Origin of the sequence: Pantoea rwandensis (assembly GCF_000759475.1) — a bacterium.
Classification (GTDB): Bacteria; Pseudomonadota; Gammaproteobacteria; order Enterobacterales; family Enterobacteriaceae; genus Pantoea; species Pantoea rwandensis_B.
In genome coordinates this window covers 778,653-801,791 of the sequence record NZ_CP009454.1, presented here as the reverse complement: position 1 = coordinate 801,791, position 23,139 = coordinate 778,653, and the positions used below count along the sequence as shown (strand labels likewise).

The following is a 23,139-nucleotide window of genomic DNA, read 5'->3' as shown; positions in this document are numbered from 1 at the left end:
AGGTCAATATGCTTTCCCATCATCGTGGCACAGCGCTTTTCCCGCTGGGAAATGCCAATAACGGCAAAACATTGTCAATTAACGCAAAGCGACGCCGATATTTGACCTGAGTCAGTCCAGAGCAAAAGCAAAACGCTAATATGCACGGCCCCTGGAAGTGTTATGCTGCTGACGCCGCAGCTTAGCCCTCATCTGCTGCTTAAAATGACCGAGGAAAGTCAGGTGCCACCGCAAAGAAAAAATCGCGATTTTGGCTGGCTGTTAATTGTCTGTGCCGGGTTATTACCGCTGGTACTGGGCATCCTTTGTACGGCCATTGAAGCGCGGCACACGGTGAGCCAGCAGCAGATCTCCACCGCTAACTCCTTACTCACTCAAGCCGAAAAAATGAGTGATAACGCCTGGGATATGATCACCCAACTGCGTCAGTACCATTATCAGCCTTGTGCGAAGATCGAGGATCAGCTGCAGCGCGCTGGCACCCTCAACGCCTATTTCCGTTCCGTCGGTCTGCTGAGTGGCGAGAACATTAGCTGCTCGTCTGCCTTTGGTTTAGCCAATGGCACACTGACCCAGATGATGATGCAACCGCCGCCAATCACCGGCAAAGCCTGGTGGAGTATCTCGATTCGTGGCACTTACGGCGTGCCCAATCGACCCGCCGTGGTGTTCGTGCGTCAACTCCCAGACACTACCGGTTTCTGGGCGGTAATTGATGGCCAGTATCTGATGGATTTTATGCACGCCATTGGTGAGTCACGTGGCTATCAAATGAGCTTGCGCTTTAGCGGCGGCGCACCGATTACCAGTGGCCCTGCCGATATCGAACCCGAGCTGTATTTAAAAAGCGAGCCTTATCAGGCCGAATCCAGCCGCTACCCCATTAGCGTGAATGTCACCGTGCCCGCCTCCGAGTTGCTGAAGGCCTGGCGTCAGGCGCTGTTTATCTTCCTGCCGATGGCGGCAATTTTCTCTATCCTGCTGATGGTATTGACCGCCAACTGGCTGCGCCGCCGCATTTCGTGGGCCGATGAAATCCGCCGCGCGATGCGTAGCCGTCAATTCTCGGTCCATTACCAGCCGGTTTACAGCACGGAAATCGAGCGCTGTAAAGGCGCGGAAGCCCTGTTGCGCTGGCAATTGCCGAATGGTGAGATGATCCGTCCGGATATCTTTATCAGCCACGCCGAATCTGAAGGGATAATTGTGCAACTGACCCAGCATTTGCTGGATCTGATGGCGGAAGATATTCAGGGCTGGGAGGTTGAGCCCGGTTTCCATATTGGCCTGAACGTGGCGGCAGAACACTTGCAACATGCCGATTTCGTGCAGGACATTCAGCGCTTTGCCCGCCGCATTAAAGACAAGCAGATGGTGGTGACGCTGGAGCTCACTGAGCGCAGCCTGATTGATGACGGCGAACTGGTGGCGCGTAAACTCCGCTACCTGCAGTCACACGGCATGAAAGTGGCGATTGATGACTTTGGTACCGGCCACTGCTCACTTTCTTATCTGCTGACCTTCCCGCTGGATTACCTGAAAATCGATCGCGGCTTCATTAACGCCATTGAAGGTCTGGAGGCAGAAACACCGGTGCTGGATGCCATCATTAATCTGTGCCACAAACTCAAGCTGGATGTACTGGGTGAAGGGGTGGAAACCTCGTTGCAATATGAATACCTTCGGCAGCGTGGCGTGGTGCTGATTCAGGGCTACTATTATGCCCGTCCGATGGATAATGACCGGCTCCGCGCCTGGCTCAATGAGCAAGGGCGCCAGCCACTTCTCGTTGAGGAATCCCATGAGCCTGAATTGCGTCATTCTTGATGATTACCAAAACGTTGCCCTGTCGCTGGCCGATTGGGCATCGCTGCAACCTACTGTCCACACCACCGCACTGACCCGGCATTTTGATCATGAAGACGAGCTGATTCGTCACATCGAACACGCCGATATTCTGGTCATCATGCGCGAGCGCACACCGCTCACGGCCGAATTGATTGGTCGCTTGCCTAACCTGAAACTGGTGGTCACCTCCGGCATGCGTAATGCCTCGATTGATCTGCACGCCTGTGCCGAACGCTATATCGCCGTGTGCGGCACCGCCAGCAGCAGCGCTGCACCGATGGAACTCAGCTGGGGCTTACTGATTGGGCTGGCACGCCACATTGGGTTAGAAAACCAGGCACTGCGCAATAACGGGCCGTGGCAGCAAACGGTGGGACTCGGTTTGCAGGGCAAAACGTTGGGCTTAGTGGGGCTGGGTAAAATCGGTGGCGAGATGGCCAAAGTGGCGCAGGCCTTTGGGATGCGCGTTTGCGCATGGAGTCAGAATCTCACCGACTCACGCGCGACCGAATGTGGCGCAGAACGGATGCCTTCGCTGCACGCCTTGATGCAAGCGAGCGATTTTGTCTCGGTGCACCTGGTGCTCAGCGAGCGCTCGCGCCACGTGATTGACCGGGCTGCACTGGCGCAAATGAAGCCGGGCGCGCTGTTGATCAACACCTCACGCGCCGCACTTGTCGACCAGCAAGCGATGATTGCCGCGCTGCAATCCGGTCAATTGGCTGGGGCCGGAATCGATGTGTTCGAACAGGAACCGCTACCTGCTGACCACCCGTTGCGCCATCTGCCCAATGTGCTGGCCACGCCGCACCTTGGCTATGTCGCCGACAGCAATTACCGCACCTACTTCACGCAGGCAGTGGAAGATATTCAGGGATGGATAAGCGGCGCACCACTGCGCTCGCTACTCTGAGCGACGCCGTTTTTCGGCGATACGCAGCGCCACTTCCAGAGTGTCATCCGCCAGCGTGACCGGCGGGCGCTGGCCATTCAGGCGCTGGTTAATACGTTCCAGGGTCGGCGTCAGCTGTCCCACCAACTGCTGATACTCATCAAGCTGGGTAATGGGTTGATTACGCGCGATGCTGGTTTGCGTCAGGCGTTGCAGCTGCCGCAAACTCTCAGCCGCCTGGCTGGTGAGCAATCCCGCTTGCCGCCAGGTTTTCAGGCGTTTCAGCAGTTCATCCGGTTGTTGGGCCAGTAACGCCAATTGGGCATCGGCGCGTTCACCGCAGTCAATCCAGCCAATCGGTGCCACAGGATCGGCAAGCGTTCGCCGTGCATCAGGCGCATAATTGATAAGATTCCTTTCTACACTGTCAATTTGCGACAGCCAGGGATTCTCAAACAATCGGGCGTTTTTTCTCGACATGAACACTCCACCTGAGCCAGGCGGCAGAGTATTACCGAATGATGACAAGCTGGCAAGCAAACTTACCGCTTCGCTTAATGATAAGAAATTCTTATTTATTTGCGCAACAATCAGGTATGGCAATCAAGCCGCCACTTGTCAGAATAATGGATTAATCAATCAGCGATGCGCAGTTGATATCGCTGATAATCATCAAAATTTTCTCCGCGTTTTTTCAGAAAAAATAAATGACACCCTTTGCCTCCCTTTTGATGCATTCCTGGCTGAAACGCACGCATTACGCGGCCTGACGCGCGATAACCAGGATTTTATAAGCTGCGTTTCCTCCGCCATTCCGCCAGAGTTTTAGCCAAAAAATAGCCAGTTGTTGGCTGAAACATGACAAATATCACACAAAATCGGTATACTCTGTCGCGGGACGTAATCATTTCGCCCCTAATTATTACCGTTGCTATGCCGGATAAAATCCTCTTTCACGGCTATGCTTAAATCTTCTCAACGGCGTGGACTGGCCACAAAATGTAGTCTGCAGCGTTGAGGATTTTTCGATTTCCAATACAGGGTTACATCATGAAACTACGTAGGAAGCGTGTAAAACCTATCGGGCTGGATGACGTCACGATTATCGATGACGCCCGTTTGCGAAAAGCCATTACCGCCGCGTCTCTGGGCAACGCGATGGAGTGGTTTGATTTCGGTGTTTATGGCTTTGTCGCGTATGCGCTGGGTAAAGTGTTCTTCCCGGATGCGTCGCCAAGCGTGCAGATGATTGCTGCACTGGGTACCTTCTCTGTTCCCTTCCTGATTCGCCCGCTGGGTGGTCTGTTCTTTGGTATGCTCGGCGACAAATACGGTCGTCAGAAAATCCTCTCCATTACCATTGTCATCATGTCGATCAGTACCTTCTGTATCGGCCTGATCCCCTCTTATGCCACCATCGGCATCTGGGCTCCGATTCTGCTGCTGCTGGCGAAAATGGCGCAGGGCTTCTCGGTGGGCGGTGAATATACCGGTGCCTCGATCTTTGTCGCGGAATATTCGCCGGACCGTAAGCGTGGCTTTATGGGCAGCTGGCTCGACTTTGGCTCCATCGCCGGCTTCGTGCTGGGTGCGGGCGTGGTGGTGCTGATTTCCACCGTCATCGGCGAAGCGAAATTCCTTGAGTGGGGCTGGCGTCTGCCGTTCTTCCTCGCGCTGCCGTTAGGTATCATCGGTTTGTATCTGCGTCACGCACTGGAAGAGACACCGGCGTTCCAGCAGCACGTTGATAAGCTGGAACAAGGCGATCGTGAAGGTCTGCGTGATGGCCCGAAAGTATCGTTCAAAGAGATCGCCACTAAGCACTGGAAAAGTCTGCTGGCCTGTATCGGTCTGGTGATTGCCACCAACGTGACCTACTACATGCTGCTGACCTACATGCCGAGCTATCTGTCGCATAACCTGCACTACTCGGAAGATCACGGCGTACTGATCATTATCGCCATCATGATGGGTATGCTGTTTGTGCAGCCGGTGATGGGCATGCTGAGTGACCGCTTTGGCCGTCGTCCGTTTATCATCATCGGCAGTATCGCGCTGTTCGCCTTCTCGATTCCGGCCTTTATGTTGATTAACAGCGGCGTGCTGGGGCTGATTTTTGCGGGTCTGCTGCTGCTGGCGGTGATCCTCAATGCCTTTACCGGCGTGATGGCTTCGTCGCTGCCGGCGATGTTCCCAACGCACATTCGTTACAGTGCGCTGGCCAGTGCCTTCAATATCTCGGTACTGATTGCCGGTTTAACTCCGACTTTCGCCGCGTGGCTGGTTGAGACAACCAGCAATCTGTATATGCCGGCTTATTATCTGATGGTGGTCGCGGTGATTGGTTTGATCACCGGTATCTACATGAAAGAGACCGCCAACAAGCCGCTGCGCGGTGCCACACCGGCGGCGTCGGATATTGAAGAAGCGCGTGAAATCCTGCAGGAGCATCACGACAACATTGAGCAGAAAATCGAAGATATTGATGATGAGATCGCTAAGCTCGAGGCGAAACGTAAAAACCTGGTGCAGCAGCACCCGGACATCAACGAGTAATCTTCCCCACTCCCGCCGCCCGGCGGGAGTTTTCGTTTCCGCACACAATCCTTCATCCCCGCTGGCGAAAAGGGGTAAACTGTTGTCACTTTTTTCACCAGCAAAAGTTGTACGAACATGTCTGAATTCAATCTTCTCCAACGTCCAAGAAGACTGCGCAAAAGCGCATCAATGCGTGAAATGTTCCAGGAATCCCACCTTCGTCTGAGCGATCTGGCCCTGCCAATCTTCGTTGAAGAAGGCGTGGACGATTACGTGCCGATTAACGCCATGCCGGGTGTGATGCGTATTCCTGAGAAACGTCTCGCTTATGAAATTGAGCGTATCGCCAAAGCCGGTATTCGCTCAGTGATGACCTTCGGTATCTCGCATCACACGGATGCAACCGGCAGCGATGCATGGAATGAGAATGGCCTGGTGGCGCGTATGTCGCGTATCTGCAAAGACACCGTGCCAGAAATGATCGTGATGTCCGATACCTGCTTCTGTGAATACACCAGCCACGGCCACTGTGGCGTGCTGTGCGATCACGGCGTGGATAACGACCAGACATTAATTAACCTCGGCAAACAAGCCGTGGTCGCCGCGCAAGCCGGTGCGGATTTTATCGCCCCTTCAGCGGCAATGGATGGCCAGGTGAAAGCCATTCGTCAGGCACTGGATGCCGCAGGCTTCACCGATACGGCCATCATGTCTTACTCCACCAAGTTCGCCTCTTCATTCTACGGTCCGTTCCGGGAAGCAGCGGGAACGGCATTAAAAGGCGATCGTAAAACTTATCAGATGAATCCGATGAACCGCCGTGAAGCGATCCGCGAGTCCCTGATCGATGAAGCCGAAGGGGCCGATTCACTGATGGTAAAACCGGCGGGTGCTTACCTCGACATCCTGCGTGATATCCGCGAACGCACTACTCTGCCGCTGGCTGCGTACCAGGTGAGTGGTGAATACGCGATGATCAAATTCGCCGCGCAGGCGGGTGCCATCGACGAACGTAATGTGGTTCTGGAGAGTCTTGGTGCGATTAAACGTGCCGGTGCTGACCTGATTTTCAGCTATTTTGCCCTTGATCTCGCCGAGCAAAAAGTGCTCTGATAATCGTTACGCTTAGCAATGGGCATCGCAACCGTTGCTAAGCGCTTTATGCCGTTATGGCAGCAAAACACCAGTGAAGTTGTACCCGAATAAATCAAAAGAAAGAGTAACGCGATGAAAGCACCTGCACTGCCTGCGGACGAGTCACGTCGTCTGGCCCAGTTACGTGCGCTCAACATTCTGCACACGCCTGCAGAAGAGCGTTTTGACCGTTTAACCCGCCTTGCCCGTCGTTTATTCGGCGTGCCGGTTGCGCTGGTTAGCCTGTTGGAGGAAGACCACCAGTGGTTCAAATCCATCGCAGGCCAAAGCGCGGCGACCGCACCCCGTAATACGTCGTTCTGTGGTCATGCCGTCCTGCAAGACGATGTGATGGTGGTGGAAAACGCCCTCGAAGATGAGCGCTTCCACGATAATCCGTTGGTGAATACCTCAGAGAATCCCCTGCGTTTCTATGCCGGTTGTCCGCTGCGTACGCCCGCGGGTGCCAAAGTGGGCACGCTCTGTATCGTCGACCACCATGCGCGCGAATTCAATGCGGATGATATGAATACGCTGCGCGATTTGGCCGCGATGGCCGAAGCAGAGTTAGTGGCGTTCCAGACAGCGACCTCAGATGAACTGACGCAAATCACCAACCGACGCGGATTTATGACGCTGGGACAGCTTGCGCTGAATGAGTGCGAAGCCAAACAACTCCCGGCCAGTCTGACCTTCCTCGACCTCGACCGTTTTAAAGCCATCAATGATACGCTCGGCCACCGCGAGGGGGATCGTGCATTGATGGATTTTGCGGATGCGATGAAAGTGAGTTTCCGCCACGCTGATATCTTTGCCCGCCTGGGTGGCGATGAGTTTGTTGTGCTGTTTAACGGCTTACAGCAGGCCGATGCTGAGGGCGTTTTGGCGCGCTTTGATGGCTTCCTGCAAAAGCAAACTCAGGATCTCGACCGCCGCTACGCACTGCACTTCTCATCAGGCATCGTAGAGTTTGACCCCGACCATCCGCTGTCGCTGGTACAGCTGCTGGAAGGCAGCGATGCGCGGATGTACGAAGCCAAAAACGGCAAAAAAAAGCAGGCACAGTAATGCCAGGGCGTGATAAGCACGCCCCTCTGCCACCGCACCTTACAGTGGACGCGCCAGATCGCTAATCAGTGTCTGATTAAACTTCTGCGGCTCTTCCATCTGCGGCGCATGTCCCATACCTGGGAACTCAATTAAATGTGCCCCCGGAATCATCTTTGTCACCTGTTTGCCCAACACATTGTAATGACCTAACTGCGCTTTGACCGCAGCCGGAGCGATATCACTGCCAATCGCGGTGGTATCGGCGGTTCCGATCATCAGCGTTGTCGGCACTTTCAGGTCTTTGAATTCGTAATAGACTGGCTGGGTGAAAATCATGTCGTAAATGAGCGCAGAGTTCCACGCCACCTTCTTGTGGCCTGGCCCGCTGTTGAGGCCTGCCAGCATATCCACCCACTTGTCGTACTCCGGCTTCCACTCACCGCTGTAGTAAGTCGTCTGCTCATACTTTTTAATGCCCGCCGCACTGAGCTTCAGTTCGCGCTGATACCACTGATCCACCGAGCGCCATGGCGCACCTTTGGCTTTCCAATCCTCAAGCCCAATCGGATTTACCAGCACCAGCTTCTGTGTCTGCTGTGGATACATCAGCGCGTAGCGCGTCGCCAGCATCCCACCGGTTGAATGCCCGACCATCACCGCTTTAGCCACGCCAAGATGCGCTAACAGTTGATGGGTATTCAGCGCCAGCTGCTGGAAGCTGTATTGGTAATTGGCAGGTTTCGTCGAGCTGCAAAAGCCAATCTGATCCGGCGCAATGACCCGATATCCCTGCTGGCTAAGCGCTTTGATGGTGTCTTCCCAGGTCGCACCACAAAAATTCTTACCGTGCAGTAGCACCACCGTTTGACCATTGGCCTGCTGCGCGGGTTTGACATCCATATACCCCATGCTCAGCGGTTGCTGCTGAGAGGAGAAATAAAAATGCTCGAGTGTGTAAGGGTAATGAAAACCTTCAAGCTGTTCGCCATACACATTGGCCGCCAATGCAGAGGGGGTGGGTAGCGCTGCCATCGCCGTCAATATCACGGCAAGTGACTGTTTTATCGGGAAACGAAAAGCCATGCGCACTGCTCCTGAGCTATGAAAAAACCATCAGTCTGGCACGTTAATCGCCAGGACGTATTGATGAGGTGTGCCAGCGCCACGTTTTCTCAAACTGTTAAGCCCGGCAAAGCGATGGGGAATTTGAGTTAAAAATAACGTACGTGATTACGCTAAATATTCAACATCGGTTCAACATAAACGGCCTTTATTTCACTAAAAGCAAGACCAGTCTTGATGACAAATAATAAAACAGCCAATTCCTTATAAAACTTTACGTTAATCGGATGAATGGAAAGATTAATTATTTTACACTGTGTCCAGCTAATGGAGGATCAAAAAGATGCCGCAAAAATACAACGAAGGGGTTATTGATTCGGTGACCAAATGGATTATGGACAATCTGGATCAGCGCTTGAGCATTGATGATATCGCCGTGAAATCGGGTTATTCCAAATGGTATTTGCAGAAATTATTTGCCCGCTATCATAATGAAACGCTGGCTCGGTATATCCGTAAAAAGAAACTGGCATGCTGTGTCAGCGAGCTGAAATACAGCAACGCACCGATCATCAGCCTGGCCGTAAAATACCATTTTGAAAGCCAGCAATCGTTCACTCGCTCCTTTAAGCAAGTGATGGGTTGCACCCCACTCTACTGCCGTAAGCGTCAGCTGGGGAGCGAAGCCGAGCAGCAATTGAAAGAGAGCACTGATCCCTGCGTGATTTGCCGTAAGCATGGATTTAACAGCAGTGAGAAAATGAAAGAGGTGAGAACGCCATCGCTGCGTTCAGGTCAATTTCCCTCACGCATTGATTGTGTGATGCGTTAATAAACCACGTAACTATTTTTCTTTGCAGGATTTGCATAACAACGGATGGTTCGCCATCCGTTGTTAAGAATAACCCTCATTGACCACGCTGAAATATTCTTCTCATCAGATAGCTTGTCAAAAATGAGCCGGGAATAATTTTAGCCGCCCTATTTTCAATGCATTCTTATCAATAGATTGATTTACAAACCATTAATTCACACCCGACCACGAAATGTTTTCCGATATTGTAACGGAGACGTATTCAAATTCTTTTTAAAATGTCGTCTTAACATCAACGGCGAAGAGAATCCGGCTTTTTCAGCGATCAGCTCAACCGGTTGGTCGGTTTTTTCCAAAAATCGCTGCGCCAATGCCAGGCGCTGGTTCACTAACCAATCACTGAAACAGCTGCCGGTGGTTTGGTTAAAACTGCGACGGCTCATCAACGCTCTCTCCGCCAACTGATCCAGCGTAAGGGCCTGCTGCAAATTTTCGGTGGCCCAACTGAGCGCCGACATAAATCGATCGTTGCCCGCCGAGTGATAGACCGGCTGCTCAATATATTGCGCCTGGCCGCCCTGCCGATGCGGCGGTACCACCAGCATGCGCGCCACACTGTTGGCCACATCCACTCCACACTGTTCACGCACCAGATGCAGGCAGCAATCGATACTCGCTGCAGTGCCCGCTGAGGTCACGATCTGCCCTTCGTCGATATACAACACGTCACGGTCAATCGTCACATCGGGGTAAAGCCGTTCAAAATCACTCATCCAACGCCAGTGTGTCGTGGCACGCTGCTGTTGCAGCAAGCCAGCGGCTCCCAGCACAAAGGCGCCAAGACACAAGCCAACAATCTGAGCACCACGCTGGGCAGCCTGCTGTAACGCTTGCAACAACGCGGGCGGTGGCGCAACGGCAGGATCGCTCCAGCTGGGCACCACCACCATATCCGCTTCGGCCAGCATAGCCAGTTCATGCTCCGCGACAATCGAAAAACCGCTGTTGGTGCGGAGCGGACCGGCGTGGGTGGCACAGATCATTAACTGGTAGCAAGCTCGGCCATCTTCGCGTTCCGCCTTCTCAAACACCGCACAGGGAACGGAAAGATGAAACGGGATGATGTCGTCAAACACCACAACACCGACCTTGATGGGCGCATCCAGGTGCGCCATTTTTGGCGCAAAGTGAACGTTATTTGTCATGCGCAGTACTCCTTCACTTTCGGCACAATCGCCATACTGCTGTGCATCGGAAGTCACCCTGACTTCTTACTCAAAGAGATTATTAGCGATGAAAAACTTTTTTGCTTCAGGAACCTTAGCATTAGCGATGGCAATTTCTGGCAGTGCTATTGCCGAAGAACACAAAGCTGAAAATGCACCGACCATTCGTACAATGAGCGGTGCCACCGCCACCAGCCAGCTGACGGCCAATCAAACCGCGGTCATCGTGATTGATATTCAGAACGAATACTTCGCTGGCGGCAAAATGCCCATTCCAGACGGTATGAAAGCGCTGCAAAACAGTAAGCGCCTGGTTGAGTTTGCACACAAGCATGGCATGCCAGTGTTCTTCGTCCGCCATGAAGGCGCGGCAGATGGCCCGCTGTTCGCCAAAGGTAGCCGCTTCGCTGAATTCCACAAGGATTTGCAGCCGGGCAAAAATGATCGTGTCATTACCAAAGCCACACCGAGTTCTTTCGTGGGAACCGATCTGAAACAACAACTCGACAGTCTGGGCATCAAGCAGTTAATTGTCACCGGTCTGATGACCCATATGTGCGTGTCGTCCACCGCACGTGATGCCGTACCGCTTGGCTACTCGGTCATCATCCCGGAAGATGCCACCGCCACGCGCGATCTGGCGACCTGGGATAACAAGGTGGTCGATCACAAGGTGCTGCAGCAGAGCGCATTGGCAGGCGTTGCTGATGTGTTTGCCGAGATCAAAACCACCGACGCGGTATTAGCGCTGCCCGTTCATTAATCACTGCACTGCTTTACCCGGTAATAACTTTTCAGACATCACCTTGCGGCAGGACAGACTGTCCTGCCGCGCCTGCTGTTGCTGCCCCACTGACAAATCCTGCCACACGCTTTGCAGATGTTCTGCCAGACCTGACTGGAAATGAATTTTCTGCAGCGCATAGTCCGAGTTGCTGCCTTCAATGATCTGCTGCATTGCCTGGGGTGAGTTGTCGCGCCCGTCATGGGTCAAGGTGCAGAACATGGCGATGTAATAGCCTTTGTCTTCATCGCTATAGTGCGGCATCAGCCACCAGACAGCCGCGCTGATGACGATAAGCACGGGCAGAAGGAATTTAAGTTTGAACATGGAATCATGGGCCTGTTTGAAAAAACGCGGCGATCTTAACAGATTCATCGGTTAACAGCCCTTAAACACCCACGGCAAATGAACGCCGCCTGCGTATTCTCTTAAAGTAGCGTTTTCAGAGTTTATTTATTGAGCGGTTCGGCGCTGTTTGTTAATTTTGAGCCACTTTTCGCGCCATTCGCGCTTCATCGTGCCCGCTGTCACAGGGCCAGTTTTTCGCCTTAAAGCGGCAAAAGCTGGGATAGCGGCCGACAGGGTTACAGGAATGATGATGTCCAACCATAAACTTAAAATGCATTTGATTTCGCTGGCGTTGCTGGCGGAAAAAAAGCTGACCACACGCAAACGCCTTCCCGCCTACCACCCCACAGCCGAGCAGGATATTAACTTGCAGGCTCGCGCTAATCCGCCTGCGCCCATTCCGCGTCAGGTTTGGATGTACTGGGAAAGTGAAAAGCTCCCGGCTGAAGTCCAGATTTTTGTCGACAAGATTGCCCGTGAAAACCCTGGCTATACGCTGACGGTGATTAACAATCTCAATCTGCACGACTATTTACCCGACCTGAAGTTTGTCCACGCGGGGATGCGGGCTTCGCACAAAAGCGATGTGATTCGCCTGGAGCTGCTGCATCGTTATGGCGGAATCTGGATGGATGCCACCATTATCCTCAATCGTAGCCTTGATGAGCTGTTAGCGGTGAATGCGGATGAGCGTTATGACCTGGTGGCTTTTTATCGCGAGGAATCCACCCGCGATCGCGCTTATCCGGTGATGGAATCCTGGTTTCTCGCCGCGCCGAAAAACAATGCCTTTATCGGCCGCTGGCTGCACTGCTTCCGCCCGATTGTGGAGTTAGGCTCAGAGGCCTTCTTCCAGCAATTATTGGCGCTGCCGAACTACGACACGATTCTGCAGGGCATCAAGACGCCGGATTATCTGGTGGTGTATATCGCTCAGCAGCAGGCGCTGCGGGAAAAGAATCACTACAACTTCTACTTACGCAAAGCGGAAGCCGGGGCGTTATTGTATCAAACGCTGAGCGGCTGGCGTCCGGTGAAACTGAGCCGCATGCTGATGGTGGATGCTTTACCAGAGGTGTTGCCACCGGTGTACAAACTCACCAGCTTTGACCGCAAATATATCGCGACGCATCTGAAATACGGTGTGGTCAACAGCGATAGCCTGCTGGGGCAAGTATTGCTGCACGAGCAGCCGAAAAACCTGACACCTGCAGCGACGTTAGCGGGTAAGGCCGCTCAATAATGCCAGGTGCGCATCAATGCGCACACTGCAAAAAAACGCGCAATGGGGGTGTTTCGTGGCCGAACCCCCAATCCGTGGATGTGGGTTGCAACGTCGCTATCAGGCAAAACCTTGCGTTAGTACTGTAGCGACGCCGTTACGCAGCGCCAGGCATTAGCGCTGTAACCTCACCATCAAGCTGAACTTCGTATTCGCGCAGTAGCATCGCCATTTATGGCGACGTGATAATTTACAGCGCCTGCGCGCACGCCCACGCTGAACTCCACGCCCACTGGAAGTTATATCCACCGAGCCAACCGGTGACATCCACCACTTCGCCGATGAAGTAAAGGCCGGGCACGTCACGCGCTTCCATGGTTTTGGAAGAGAGCTGCGTGGTATCGACGCCGCCCATCGTCACTTCGGCGGTACGGTAGCCTTCGGTACCATTTGGCTGCACGCGCCACTGATGCAACGTGGTGACTAACTCGGCCTGCTGTTTGCTGTTGAGCTGCTTCAGCGTCACATCCGGGATCTGTTTCAGCTCCTGCAACACTTCCACGAGTCGCTTTGGCAAAATTTTCGCCAGGCTGTTTTTCAGGCTGAGGTTCGGATGTGCCTCGCGCTGCACGTTGATGAAATCATCGAGCGAGGTCTCCGGCGACAGATTAATGGTGACAAATTCCCCTGGCTGCCAGTAGCTGGAAATTTGCAGCACCGCCGGACCCGACAAGCCGCGATGGGTAAACAGCATCGCTTCTTTAAACAGTGTGCCGTCCTGCGCCGTAATGGTGGTGGGCAGCGCCACACCCGACAGCGTATTTAACTGCTCCAGCAACGGCTTATGCAGGGTGAAAGGCACCAGTGCAGCGCGCGTCGGAAAGACTTTCAAACCAAACTGCTCGGCCACTTTGTAGCCAAACGGCGTTGCCCCGAGCCCCGGCATCGATAATCCCCCACTCGCGATCACCAGCTTTTCTGCCTGCACCTCGGAGCCATTCAACTGTAGCCTGTAGCCATTTTCATCACGCGTCACGCTCAGCACTTCACTGCGCAAACGCACGGTGACTTGTCCGTCTTCGCACTCTTTTAACAGCAGATCCACGATCTGCTGCGCCGAATCATCGCAGAACAGTTGGCCAAGGGTTTTCTCGTGATATGCAATCTTGTGGCGATTCACCAGATCGATGAAGTCCCACTGGGTGTAACGCGCCAGTGCCGACTTGCTGAAATGCGGGTTATGCGAGAGATACGCCGCCGGTTCGGTGTACATATTGGTGAAGTTACAGCGGCCACCTCCGGACATCAGGATTTTACGTCCCGCCTTTTTGCCGTTATCCAGCAACAGCACACGACGACCCAACTGCCCTGCCTGCGCCGCACAGAACATGCCGGCAGCGCCTGCACCTATTACGATAACGTCAAACTTGTCCACAGTGATTAATCCACATAATTGAAAGGCGGTGATTGTAGAGATCTGCGGCATTTCGCGCCAGCGTCAAAAAAATGCCGTAAATGTGTCATATTGTAACTCGCTTATTTTTCAGTCTTTTTACCTTATCTGACCGGGTTTGTGGCAATTTTAAGACAAAAAAGGGCTATATTTTCCTTTCACATCATGCGGGTTGTCGCCGATAATGCGCCGCGTTCATGTCCTCCAAAAAATGGCGTAACGTTTATGCTACATCTGTTCGCTGGTCTTGACCTCAGTACCGGCCTGTTTTTGGTATTAGCTCTGCTGTTTGTCTTGTTCTATGAGGCAATCAACGGTTTCCACGACACTGCTAACGCAGTCGCTACAGTCATTTATACCCGCGCGATGCGGGCGCAATTGGCGGTTGTGATGGCGGGTGTTTTCAACTTCTTAGGCGTTTTGCTGGGTGGTTTAAGCGTGGCCTATGCCATCGTGCATATGCTGCCAACGGATTTACTGCTGAATGTAGGTTCTGCACACGGCCTCGCCATGGTGTTCTCCATGCTGCTGGCAGCCATTATCTGGAACCTTGGCACCTGGTATCTGGGCTTGCCGGCATCCAGTTCTCACACCTTGATCGGCGCGATTATCGGTATTGGTCTCACCAATGCACTGATGACCGGCACCTCGGTGGTTGATGCGCTTAACCTGCCGAAAGTGATCAATATTTTCCTGTCTCTGATTCTGTCACCGATTGTCGGTCTGGTGATTGCGGGTTCATTGATTTTCATCCTGCGTCGTTACTGGAGCGGAACCCCTAAACGTTCGCGCATCCATATGACACCGGCTGACCGTGAAAAGATCGATGGCAAGAAGAAGCCACCGTTTTGGACGCGTATCGCCTTGATCGTCTCGGCAATTGGCGTGAGCTACTCTCACGGTGCGAACGATGGTCAGAAAGGCATTGGCTTGATTATGCTCGTGCTGATTGGTGTGGCACCCGCTGGTTTCGTGGTCAACATGAACGCTTCGGGTTATGACATCACCCGGACGCGCGATGCGGTCAATCATCTGGAGCAGTATTACCAGCAGCATAGCGATTCACTCACGCATATCGTCCAGATGGCGCCACCAGCGGTGCCAACGCCGGAAGAATCTGTGGGCGGTCCGCATGAGTTCCATTGCGATAGCAGCCGTGCGCTGCAGGCTATTAATCGTGCCCAACTCTTGCTGACCAATCTGAACAGCTATGACCAACTGACGGTTGATCAGCGCAGTCAGATGCGTCGCCTGCTGATGTGCGTCTCGGACACGGCCGATAAAGCGGCGAAGCTGCCAGAGACCACCCCGGACGATAAGCGCTTCCTCAACAAGCTGAAGGGCGATCTGCTGGGCACCGTAGAGTACGCACCGATCTGGATCATTATGGCCGTGGCGTTAGCGCTGGGCATTGGCACCATGATTGGCTGGCGTCGCGTGGCGACCACCATCGGTGAGAAAATCGGTAAAAAAGGCATGACCTATGCGCAGGGCATGTCAGCGCAGGTCACTGCGGCCGTGTCGATTGGTGTCGCGAGCTATACCGGAATGCCGGTTTCGACCACGCATATTCTGTCGTCATCGGTTGCCGGAACCATGCTGGTTGATGGTGGTGGATTACAGAGCCGTACTATCAAAAACATCGCCATGGCGTGGGTGTTCACCCTGCCGGTGTGTATTGTGCTGTCAGGTTCGCTCTACTGGATCGCGCTGAAAATTATCTAAGCCGTCAACGGCAAACAAGAGGGCGACTGTTCAACACAGGTCGCCCTTTTTTATTGCCGCTATTTAATGCCAGATCGCCAGGCCAACCAGACTCACCACCACCAAAAAACAGAGCCCGCTGGTCAAGACAAACTGCCTGCGCACGCGCTCGCAGCGGCGAATAAATTCGTCGTCGTGATGATCGCGATAGCGTTTATCCCAGATATAACGCACCAGTCGCACCTGCTTGCTCGGCTGACCATGAGACGTGAAGAAACCCGCCCCATCCACATATTGATACAGCAGCGGATCGCAACCGCGCAGCACAGCCAATAGCGAGCGCAAAGAAGAGAAGTAGCGCGCCATATTCACCAGACAAACCACACACAGAGCCCAAAAAAGCGCGATAGTGCTGATCATGTTCCCCTCCCAGCTGGAGCCGCAATGACGTCGAAGGCAGCGGGGAAATGCTGTAGACGCCCCACGGGAAATTAACCAGCCACAGATGAATCGAATTGCATTGTTGTTATGCGAACCCGAGCGCGTTACCCAGACGGCAGTGGCACTCATTTTCAGTGTAGGAGATCTGTTCAATTTTTTTCCAGCGATGATTTTCGTTCGCCGCGAATGAAAATTGCGATAGCGCTTGATCTTCCTCACAAGCGAGCCGTGGATTGCAGCATTTGTTAACAACTCTGGCTATACTCAACACATAACAACATAACGCCTGCAGGGCATAAATTGTGGTTGGTGGCGCTTCATCGCTGTTTCGCGCAAAGGATTTCGTTCGCCAAGCGGCGGGAATTCAGGTAGCCCCAGAATCTTGAGAAGGAGTTTTATCATGGCTTATAAACATATCCTGATTGCAGTAGACCTTTCCCCGGAAAGCCAGTTGCTGGTTGATAAAGCCGTTTCTCTGGCCCGTCCTTATGATGCAAGAATCTCGCTGATCCACGTTGATGTGAATTACTCAGACCTTTACACCGGGCTGATTGACGTCAATCTGGGCGACATGCAGAAACGCATTTCTGAAGAGACGCACACCGCGCTGAAAGAGCTTTCTACCAACGCCGGTTATCCGATCAGTGAAACCCTGAGCGGCAGTGGCGATCTTGGCCAGGTGCTGGTGGATGCGATTAAGAAATATGAAGTGGATTTAGTGGTCTGTGGCCACCATCAGGATTTCTGGAGCAAGCTGATGTCATCCGCGCGCCAGCTGATCAACACGGTACATATTGATATGCTGATTGTGCCGCTGCGTGACGAAGAAGACGAATAAAAACAGGGCCAGTAATGGCCCTGTTTTTTTGGTAGTGGCGTAATGCATCGCGCGTCTTTAAACCCCGCGCGATAATCACGTCGCGACGCCAGCAGGCAGACTCATACCAACGGCGGATAAATATCAAAGCGATGGCTTTTGGTGACCACCGCCGATTGGGTTGCCACGCCCGCTAACGGCGGCGCGTAATCCGGGCGTTTCACCACAATACGTTTCTTCGCCAGACGGCGAGCGGGTTCCAGCAGCGCATCGGCGTCATCATCGGCACCGACCAGCGACTGAAACACCCGCATCTCCTTCTTCACCATCGCGCTCTTTTGACGATGGGGATACATCGGATCGAGATACACCACATCTGGCGCGGGCGTGATATCACTCAACGCCTGCTGACTCACCACATGCAGCAGCGTCAGCCGTTCGCGCAGCCAGCCGCCGATCTCCGCATCTTCATAGCCACGACGCAAACCATCATCCAGCAGAGCCGCAACCACCGGATGGCGTTCCAGCATGCGCACCCGGCAACCCAGCGCTGCCAGCACAAAGGCATCGCGCCCCAATCCTGCCGTCGCGTCGATCACGTCCGGCAAATAGCCACCTTTAATGCCCACCGCTTTCGCCACCGCCTCGCCGCGACCGCCACCAAACTTGCGGCGATGCGCCATGGCACCGGTGACAAAATCCACAAAGATGCCGCCCAGTTTAGGCTCATCCTGTTTGCGCAGCTCGAGGCGCTCCGGCGTCAGCACCAGTGCCATTACGGCCTGATCGTCATGCTGTAAGCCCCAGCGCTGCGCCAGATGTAATAAGGCGCCGTCTCCGGCGCCTGATTCATCGATTAAACCGATTTTCACAAGCAGGCTTATCCCTGAATTCCGTAGTGTTCCAGCATCGCGTCCAGCTGTGGTTCACGGCCACGGAAGCGTTTGAACAGCTCCATTGGCTCTTCGGAACCGCCACGCGTCAGGATGTTGTCGAGGAACGACTGGCCGGTTTCACGGTTGAAGATACCCTCTTCTTCAAAGCGTGAGTAAGCATCCGCTGCCAGCACATCTGCCCACAGGTAGCTGTAGTAACCTGCGGCATAACCGCCAGCGAAGACGTGGCTAAACGCATGCGGGAAACGGCCCCACTCCGGGCTTGGCACCACTGCAACCTGCTTCTTCACTTCACGCAGGGTTTCGAGGATCTGCGCGCCTTTTTCCGGATTGAATTCGGTGTGCATACGGAAATCGAACAGGCCGAACTCCAGCTGACGCAGGATAAACAGCGCCGCCTGATAGTTCTTCGCCGCCAGCATCTTATCCAGCAGATCTTTCGGCAACGGTTCGCCGGTCTCGTAGTGGCCGGAGATAAACGCCAGCGCGTCCGGCTCCCAGCACCAGTTTTCCATAAACTGGCTTGGCAGCTCGACCGCATCCCACGGTACACCGCTGATGCCAGATACGCCCGGTGCTTCGATGCGCGTCAGCATGTGGTGCAAGCCGTGCCCAAACTCATGGAACAAGGTGGTGACTTCATCGTGGGTAAACAGCGCAGGTTTGCCCTGTACCGGACGGTTGAAGTTACAGGTGAGGTACGCCACTGGCTTCTGCAAGCTGCCGTCGGCTTTACGCATCTGACCGACGCAATCGTCCATCCACGCCCCGCCACGCTTGTGCTCACGCGCATACAGGTCAAGATAGAAACTGCCGCGCAGCTCGCCGCTTTCATCGAACAGGTCGAAGAAGCGCACGTCTGGGTGGTAAACATCGACGTCTTTACGCTCTTTGGCTGTAATGCCATAAATGCGTTTCACCACTTCGAACAGACCGCTCACCGCACGCTCTTCCGGGAAGTACGGACGCAGTTGCTCATCGCTGATGGTGTACAGATGCTGTTTTTGTTTTTCACCGTAGTAAGTGAGATCCCAGGGATTCATCTCGTCAACGCCATACTCTTTTTTGGCGAAGGCGCGCAGCTGGGCTAACTCTTTCTCACCTTGCGGACGCGCACGTTTAGCGAGGTCGGTCAGGAAGTCGATCACCTGCGCCGGATTTTCCGCCATTTTGGTGGCCAGTGATTTATGCGCGAAGGAGTCAAAACCGAGCAGCTGTGCCAGCTCGTGACGCAATGCCAGCTCTTCGCCCATGATCGGGCCGTTATCCCATTTACCGGCATTTGGACCCTGCTCAGAAGCACGCGTTGAATAAGCGCGGTACATCTCTTCACGCAGCGCCGCGTTGTCGCAGTAGGTCATCACCGGCAGGTAGCTTGGGATATCCAGCGTCAGCAACCAGCCTTCCTGCTCTTTGGCTTCGGCCTGCGCTTTCGCCGCCGCCAGCGCACTTTCCGGCATGCCCGCCAGATCCGCTTCGTCGGTGATCAGCTTGCTCCAGCCCATAGTGGCGTCGAGCACGTTGTTGCTGTAAGTCGAACCGAGTTCAGACAGACGCGCCGCGATTTCGCCATAGCGTTTCTGTTTTTCTTTATCGAGACCGATACCGGACAACTCAAAATCACGCAGTGCGTTATCCACCGCTTTCTTCTGGGCGATATCCAGCGCGGCATAGTTGTCGCCCTGTTTCAGATCGCGATAAGCCTGATACAGGCCTTCATGCTGGCCTACCCAGGTGCTGTATTCGGACAGCAGCGGCAGCGTTTGCTCGTAAGCTTCACGCAGTTCCGGGCTGTTCTTCACCGAGTTGAGATGGCTCACCGGTGAGAAAATGCGGCTTAAGTGGTCATCCACTTCCGCCAGTGGCTGCACTAAATTGTCCCAAGTGTAAGGTGCACCCTGTGCTACAACGCGTTCAACTTCAGCGCGGCAGTTGTTCAGCGCTTCAGTCACAGCAGGAACCACGTGCTCAGGTTTGATCGCGGAAAACGGCGGAAGCGTGTAAGGGGTGAGTAACGGATTGGTCATAAGCGCAGTCCTTTCTTCATGGAGTGGGGGTGGCGCGCAAAGGCGCGACGCAATCTTTCTAACATGCGGTCAGTGAACGTGAAAATCAATGCTACTGAGAATGGACCGGTAAAGAAAAAAGCGCGAGCGCCGAAACGTCAGCAATTTTTACGCAGCGCGGCTATAATCGCGCCACACACGATGTTTTTATCTCCTTTGATCCAACCGCGGACCCCTCTTTTTTATGCTGAGTTATCGCCACAGTTTTCATGCCGGCAACCATGCCGACGTGCTCAAACATACCGTTGAAAGCCTGATCCTCACCGCTCTGATGGAGAAGGAAAAACCTTTCCTCTATCTGGATACCCACGCCGGTGCCGGACGTTACCAGCTGAGCGGAGAGCACGCCGAGCGTACCGGTGAATATCTGGAAGGCATTGCGCGCATCTGGCAGCAGCCGGACGCGCCAGAACTGCTGAAGCCTTATCTGACGGCCGTTCGCAACCTTAACCCGCATGGCACCTTGCGCTACTATCCAGGCTCACCGCTGATCGCCCGCTACCTGCTGCGTGAAGAGGACAAGCTGGAGCTGACCGAACTGCACTCCAGCGACTATCCGCTGTTGCGTTCTGAATTCAGTAAAGATGCGCGCGCACGCGTAGCGCGTGGCGACGGCTATCAGCAGTTAAAAGCCAAATTGCCTCCGCAGAGCCGCCGTGGTCTGATTCTGATCGATCCGCCGTACGAAATGAAAAGCGATTATCAGGACGTGGTGAAAGGCATTCAGGAAGGTTACAAACGCTTTGCCACCGGTGTGTATGCGCTGTGGTATCCAGTGGTGCTGCGCCAGCAAATCAAACACATGATTAAAGACCTCGAAGCCAGCAACATCCGCAACATTCTGCAGATTGAACTGGCGGTGCGTCCTGATAGCGATCAACGCGGTATGACCGCCTCCGGCATGATCGTGATTAACCCGCCGTGGAAACTGAAAGCGCAGATGGAAGAACTGTTGCCGTGGCTGCATAAGAAGCTGGTGCCGGCGGGTACTGGTCACTACAGCGTGACGCAGATCGTTCCAGAATAACCGGCTTGTCGGGTGCGGCTCCCCGGCCGCCCTTTGCCGTTGCCCTTCTAAGGACACTCTTTATGTGGATCATTCTGGCTGGCGCACTCACTGTGCTGTCGCCTGCCAAACGCCTTGCCGTACTACTGCTGTTATTGGCGACGATAATGGGCCTGTTCCAGGATGTGCTGGACTGGCCTGCTCTCGCCATTTTAGGTGCTATCGCTTTGCTGGCGTGGGTGCGGGTGGAGAATCCCACCAACCGTGCCGTGTTGCTCATCAGCGAAGCGCTGCTGGTGCTGATCGCCGGTGGCCTGTTCCTGCACCTGTTGCCGGGCTTTAACAACCCGCGCCAGATCGAGGAGATGCAGGTTGGCCCCAACAGTGTGCCGTTCAGCTTCTACTACAACTTTGATAAAGCGCTGATTCCCTTTGTGCTGCTGGCTGCATTGCCTACGCTGTTCCGTACGCAGAAGTTTCCTGCGCCACACAAAATTCTGTGGCTGCTGTTACTGGCGGCGATCCCGCTGCTGCTGTACGTCGCCGTGCTGCTGGGTGGACTGGCGATTGAGCCACACTGGCCGGACTGGCTCGGCAGCTTTATGCTGGCAAACCTGTTCTTTGTCTCGCTGGCAGAAGAGGCGTTCTTCCGCGGCTATGTGCAACAGCGCCTGCGCCAGAAAATCGGTGGCGTGGCGGCGCTGTTGATTGCGTCAGTGCTGTTTGGACTGGCGCATTTCCCTGGCGGCATGATGTTAGTGGTCTTCGCGACTCTGGCCGGATTGATTTACGGCCTGGCGTGGCACTGGAGCGGGCGCGTGTGGATCGCCACCGGCGTCCACTTCCTGTTCAACATGACGCACCTGCTGTTCTTCACCTATCCGGCATTGCAGCACTAAATCTCGAACACCGCGAAATCCCGTGCCAGCTCGGTCGCCGCAAACACCGACTGGCACTCCGCCAGCAGTCTCTCCCGATCGCTCGATAAATAACGCGAACTGAAGTGCGTGGCAATCATGCGTTTCGCCCCCGCCAGTTTTGCTACTTCGGCAGCCTGAATCGTGGTGGAGTGGCCGCGACCATTGGCTTTTTCGGCCATTGCGGCTTCCAGCGTGGTTTCGTGCACCATCACATCCGCACCAGCCGCCAGCTCAAGCGCCACTTCGGTCGGACCGGTATCACCGAATATCGCCACCACTTTGCCCCTGGTCGCCGGGCCGAGATACGCCGCGCCGTTAATCTCACGCCCATCTTCTAGCCGGATGCATTTGCCCTCTTTCAAATCCTGATACCAGGGCCCACGCGGCACGCCCTCTGCTTTCAGTCGTGGCGCATCAAGAAAGCCCGGCTTGTCATGCTGCTCAATGCGATAGCCATAGCACTCGACCACATGATTCATTGGATAAGCAATGACGCGGAACTCGCCATCATCCAGCACTTCGCCCGCTTCAATCTCTACGATCTCCAGCGGGAAGCCGGTGTAAGAGCCACTGAGACTGAGCGCCGTCTCGACAAACAGTTTGATGCCTTTTGGACCGTAAATGGTCATCGGCTCCAGCAGCCCGGCCATCGAACGGCTGGTGAGCAAGCCCGGCAAGCCAAAAATGTGGTCACCGTGCAGATGGGTGATAAAGATTTTTTCCAGCTTGCTCGGCTTGAGTGCAGAGCGCATAAACTGGTGCTGAGTGGCTTCACCGCAGTCGAACAGCCAGGTGTCGCCCCGTTTCGATAGCGTCAGTGCAATCGCCGTGACGTTACGTTGCAGGCTCGGCGCACCCGCGCCGGTGCCGAGAAAAGTCAGATGCATAATGTCTTCCATGTAAGCGGAACCTAGATTT

The 23,139-nt window shown here is 54.2% G+C and carries 22 protein-coding genes; 13 read left to right on the top strand and 9 right to left on the bottom strand.

Translation table 11 applies throughout. The annotated features are described in order from the left end of the window. The first annotated feature begins 222 nt into the window (after nt 1-222). Complete coding sequence (locus LH22_RS03570; RefSeq protein WP_038649824.1) at nt 223-1,827, top strand: EAL domain-containing protein; 1,605 nt, start codon at nt 223-225, stop codon at nt 1,825-1,827. Beyond that, nucleotides 1,802-2,761 (top strand): D-2-hydroxyacid dehydrogenase family protein, encoded by a 960-nt coding sequence (locus LH22_RS03565; protein WP_038644242.1) that lies wholly within the window; start codon nt 1,802-1,804, stop codon nt 2,759-2,761. Before LH22_RS03570 ends, LH22_RS03565 begins: the two co-directional genes overlap by 26 nt. Here the strand turns inward: LH22_RS03565 and LH22_RS03560 are convergent. Further along, nucleotides 2,753-3,220: a hypothetical protein gene (locus LH22_RS03560; protein ID WP_038644241.1), complete on the bottom strand. Its 468-nt coding sequence runs from the start codon at nt 3,218-3,220 to the stop codon at nt 2,753-2,755. The genes LH22_RS03565 and LH22_RS03560 overlap by 9 nt on opposite strands. Here LH22_RS03560 and LH22_RS20500 point away from each other — a divergent pair. The 4 genes from LH22_RS20500 (at nt 3,219) to LH22_RS03545 (ending at nt 7,480) form a co-directional block, all read left to right on the top strand. Continuing rightward, on the top strand, nt 3,219-3,569 hold the full coding sequence (locus LH22_RS20500) for a hypothetical protein (protein WP_156102774.1): 351 nt from the start codon (nt 3,219-3,221) through the stop codon (nt 3,567-3,569). The two genes, LH22_RS03560 and LH22_RS20500, sit on opposite strands and share 2 nt — an antisense overlap. Nucleotides 3,570-3,790: 221 nt before the next feature. Further along, nucleotides 3,791-5,296, top strand: coding sequence for a glycine betaine/L-proline transporter ProP (proP, locus tag LH22_RS03555; RefSeq protein WP_038644240.1), 1,506 nt, complete (start codon nt 3,791-3,793; stop codon nt 5,294-5,296). A 117-nt stretch (nt 5,297-5,413) separates the two neighbouring features. Continuing rightward, entirely contained in the window at nt 5,414-6,391 is a 978-nt protein-coding gene (gene hemB, locus LH22_RS03550; protein ID WP_034819746.1) for a porphobilinogen synthase, read from the top strand. A 114-nt stretch (nt 6,392-6,505) separates the two neighbouring features. Beyond that, the gene (locus LH22_RS03545) at nt 6,506-7,480 is read left to right on the top strand and encodes a GGDEF domain-containing protein (protein WP_038644239.1); all 975 of its coding nucleotides are present in this window, start codon (nt 6,506-6,508) and stop codon (nt 7,478-7,480) included. Nucleotides 7,481-7,519: 39 nt separating this feature from the next. Here LH22_RS03545 and LH22_RS03540 read toward each other — a convergent pair whose 3' ends face one another. Beyond that, nucleotides 7,520-8,545, bottom strand: coding sequence for an alpha/beta fold hydrolase (locus LH22_RS03540; protein WP_038644238.1), 1,026 nt, complete (start codon nt 8,543-8,545; stop codon nt 7,520-7,522). A 322-nt stretch (nt 8,546-8,867) separates the two neighbouring features. Here LH22_RS03540 and LH22_RS03535 point away from each other — a divergent pair, with 322 nt between their 5' ends. Then, on the top strand, nt 8,868-9,356 hold the full coding sequence (locus LH22_RS03535) for a helix-turn-helix domain-containing protein (RefSeq protein ID WP_038644237.1): 489 nt from the start codon (nt 8,868-8,870) through the stop codon (nt 9,354-9,356). Nucleotides 9,357-9,553: 197 nt separating this feature from the next. On the opposite strand, the gene LH22_RS03530 is transcribed toward LH22_RS03535, so the two are convergent. Next, complete coding sequence (locus LH22_RS03530; RefSeq protein ID WP_038644236.1) at nt 9,554-10,543, bottom strand: GlxA family transcriptional regulator; 990 nt, start codon at nt 10,541-10,543, stop codon at nt 9,554-9,556. Nucleotides 10,544-10,631: 88 nt separating this feature from the next. On the opposite strand from LH22_RS03530, the gene LH22_RS03525 reads away from it, so the two are divergent. Then, the gene (locus LH22_RS03525) at nt 10,632-11,327 is read left to right on the top strand and encodes a cysteine hydrolase family protein (protein WP_038644235.1); all 696 of its coding nucleotides are present in this window, start codon (nt 10,632-10,634) and stop codon (nt 11,325-11,327) included. Here the strand turns inward: LH22_RS03525 and LH22_RS03520 are convergent, their stop codons facing one another. Beyond that, nucleotides 11,328-11,675: a hypothetical protein gene (locus LH22_RS03520; protein WP_038649821.1), complete on the bottom strand. Its 348-nt coding sequence runs from the start codon at nt 11,673-11,675 to the stop codon at nt 11,328-11,330. 265 nt (nt 11,676-11,940) lie between these two features. Between LH22_RS03520 and LH22_RS03515 the strand changes: the two genes are divergently transcribed. Next, nucleotides 11,941-12,939: a glycosyltransferase family 32 protein gene (locus LH22_RS03515; protein ID WP_240474689.1), complete on the top strand. Its 999-nt coding sequence runs from the start codon at nt 11,941-11,943 to the stop codon at nt 12,937-12,939. Between the two features lie 229 nt (nt 12,940-13,168). Here the strand turns inward: LH22_RS03515 and LH22_RS03510 are convergent, their stop codons facing one another. Continuing rightward, a complete protein-coding gene (locus LH22_RS03510; protein WP_038649818.1) occupies nt 13,169-14,353 on the bottom strand; it encodes an NAD(P)/FAD-dependent oxidoreductase in 1,185 nt (394 codons plus the stop codon). A 243-nt stretch (nt 14,354-14,596) separates the two neighbouring features. Here LH22_RS03510 and pitA point away from each other — a divergent pair, with 243 nt between their 5' ends. After that, on the top strand, nt 14,597-16,096 hold the full coding sequence (gene pitA / locus LH22_RS03505) for an inorganic phosphate transporter PitA (RefSeq protein WP_038644233.1): 1,500 nt from the start codon (nt 14,597-14,599) through the stop codon (nt 16,094-16,096). Between the two features lie 63 nt (nt 16,097-16,159). Here pitA and uspB read toward each other — a convergent pair whose 3' ends face one another. Further along, the gene (gene uspB, locus LH22_RS03500; RefSeq protein WP_034819764.1) at nt 16,160-16,495 is read right to left on the bottom strand and encodes a universal stress protein UspB; all 336 of its coding nucleotides are present in this window, start codon (nt 16,493-16,495) and stop codon (nt 16,160-16,162) included. Between the two features lie 421 nt (nt 16,496-16,916). Between uspB and uspA the strand changes: the two genes are divergently transcribed. Next, on the top strand, nt 16,917-17,354 hold the full coding sequence (gene uspA / locus LH22_RS03495) for a universal stress protein UspA (RefSeq protein WP_038644232.1): 438 nt from the start codon (nt 16,917-16,919) through the stop codon (nt 17,352-17,354). Nucleotides 17,355-17,455: 101 nt separating this feature from the next. Here the strand turns inward: uspA and rsmJ are convergent, their stop codons facing one another. Beyond that, nucleotides 17,456-18,205 carry a 16S rRNA (guanine(1516)-N(2))-methyltransferase RsmJ gene (gene rsmJ / locus LH22_RS03490; protein ID WP_038644231.1) on the bottom strand — a complete coding sequence of 250 codons (750 nt, stop codon included), beginning with the start codon at nt 18,203-18,205 and terminating at the stop codon, nt 17,456-17,458. Nucleotides 18,206-18,213: 8 nt separating this feature from the next. Next, nucleotides 18,214-20,256: an oligopeptidase A gene (prlC, locus tag LH22_RS03485; protein ID WP_038644230.1), complete on the bottom strand. Its 2,043-nt coding sequence runs from the start codon at nt 20,254-20,256 to the stop codon at nt 18,214-18,216. Between the two features lie 223 nt (nt 20,257-20,479). On the opposite strand from prlC, the gene LH22_RS03480 reads away from it, so the two are divergent. Together LH22_RS03480 and LH22_RS03475 are read left to right on the top strand one after the other, a co-directional pair. Continuing rightward, nucleotides 20,480-21,322, top strand: a complete 843-nt coding sequence (locus LH22_RS03480; protein ID WP_038644229.1) for a 23S rRNA (adenine(2030)-N(6))-methyltransferase RlmJ — start codon at nt 20,480-20,482, stop codon at nt 21,320-21,322. A 62-nt stretch (nt 21,323-21,384) separates the two neighbouring features. Then, nucleotides 21,385-22,200 (top strand): CPBP family intramembrane glutamic endopeptidase, encoded by an 816-nt coding sequence (locus LH22_RS03475; protein ID WP_038644228.1) that lies wholly within the window; start codon nt 21,385-21,387, stop codon nt 22,198-22,200. Here the strand turns inward: LH22_RS03475 and rnz are convergent. Continuing rightward, complete coding sequence (rnz, locus tag LH22_RS03470) at nt 22,197-23,108, bottom strand: ribonuclease Z (RefSeq protein WP_038644227.1); 912 nt, start codon at nt 23,106-23,108, stop codon at nt 22,197-22,199. The two genes, LH22_RS03475 and rnz, sit on opposite strands and share 4 nt — an antisense overlap. Between the last annotated feature and the right edge of the window lie 31 nt (nt 23,109-23,139).

Excerpts from the sequence above, each read along its gene's own strand:
- LH22_RS03565 (WP_038644242.1), top strand. The coding sequence starts at position 1,802 with ATGAGCCTGAATTGCGTCATTCTTGATGATTACCAAAACGTTGCCCTG.
- LH22_RS20500 (WP_156102774.1), top strand. The coding sequence starts at position 3,219 with ATGAACACTCCACCTGAGCCAGGCGGCAGAGTATTACCGAATGATGAC.
- LH22_RS03560 (WP_038644241.1), bottom strand. The coding sequence starts at position 3,220 with ATGTCGAGAAAAAACGCCCGATTGTTTGAGAATCCCTGGCTGTCGCAA.
- proP (WP_038644240.1), top strand. The coding sequence starts at position 3,791 with ATGAAACTACGTAGGAAGCGTGTAAAACCTATCGGGCTGGATGACGTC.
- hemB (WP_034819746.1), top strand. The coding sequence starts at position 5,414 with ATGTCTGAATTCAATCTTCTCCAACGTCCAAGAAGACTGCGCAAAAGC.
- LH22_RS03545 (WP_038644239.1), top strand. The coding sequence starts at position 6,506 with ATGAAAGCACCTGCACTGCCTGCGGACGAGTCACGTCGTCTGGCCCAG.
- LH22_RS03540 (WP_038644238.1), bottom strand. The coding sequence starts at position 8,545 with ATGGCTTTTCGTTTCCCGATAAAACAGTCACTTGCCGTGATATTGACG.
- LH22_RS03535 (WP_038644237.1), top strand. The coding sequence starts at position 8,868 with ATGCCGCAAAAATACAACGAAGGGGTTATTGATTCGGTGACCAAATGG.
- LH22_RS03530 (WP_038644236.1), bottom strand. The coding sequence starts at position 10,543 with ATGACAAATAACGTTCACTTTGCGCCAAAAATGGCGCACCTGGATGCG.
- LH22_RS03525 (WP_038644235.1), top strand. The coding sequence starts at position 10,632 with ATGAAAAACTTTTTTGCTTCAGGAACCTTAGCATTAGCGATGGCAATT.
- LH22_RS03520 (WP_038649821.1), bottom strand. The coding sequence starts at position 11,675 with ATGTTCAAACTTAAATTCCTTCTGCCCGTGCTTATCGTCATCAGCGCG.
- LH22_RS03515 (WP_240474689.1), top strand. The coding sequence starts at position 11,941 with ATGATGATGTCCAACCATAAACTTAAAATGCATTTGATTTCGCTGGCG.
- pitA (WP_038644233.1), top strand. The coding sequence starts at position 14,597 with ATGCTACATCTGTTCGCTGGTCTTGACCTCAGTACCGGCCTGTTTTTG.
- uspB (WP_034819764.1), bottom strand. The coding sequence starts at position 16,495 with ATGATCAGCACTATCGCGCTTTTTTGGGCTCTGTGTGTGGTTTGTCTG.
- uspA (WP_038644232.1), top strand. The coding sequence starts at position 16,917 with ATGGCTTATAAACATATCCTGATTGCAGTAGACCTTTCCCCGGAAAGC.
- prlC (WP_038644230.1), bottom strand. The coding sequence starts at position 20,256 with ATGACCAATCCGTTACTCACCCCTTACACGCTTCCGCCGTTTTCCGCG.
- LH22_RS03480 (WP_038644229.1), top strand. The coding sequence starts at position 20,480 with ATGCTGAGTTATCGCCACAGTTTTCATGCCGGCAACCATGCCGACGTG.
- LH22_RS03475 (WP_038644228.1), top strand. The coding sequence starts at position 21,385 with ATGTGGATCATTCTGGCTGGCGCACTCACTGTGCTGTCGCCTGCCAAA.
- rnz (WP_038644227.1), bottom strand. The coding sequence starts at position 23,108 with ATGCATCTGACTTTTCTCGGCACCGGCGCGGGTGCGCCGAGCCTGCAA.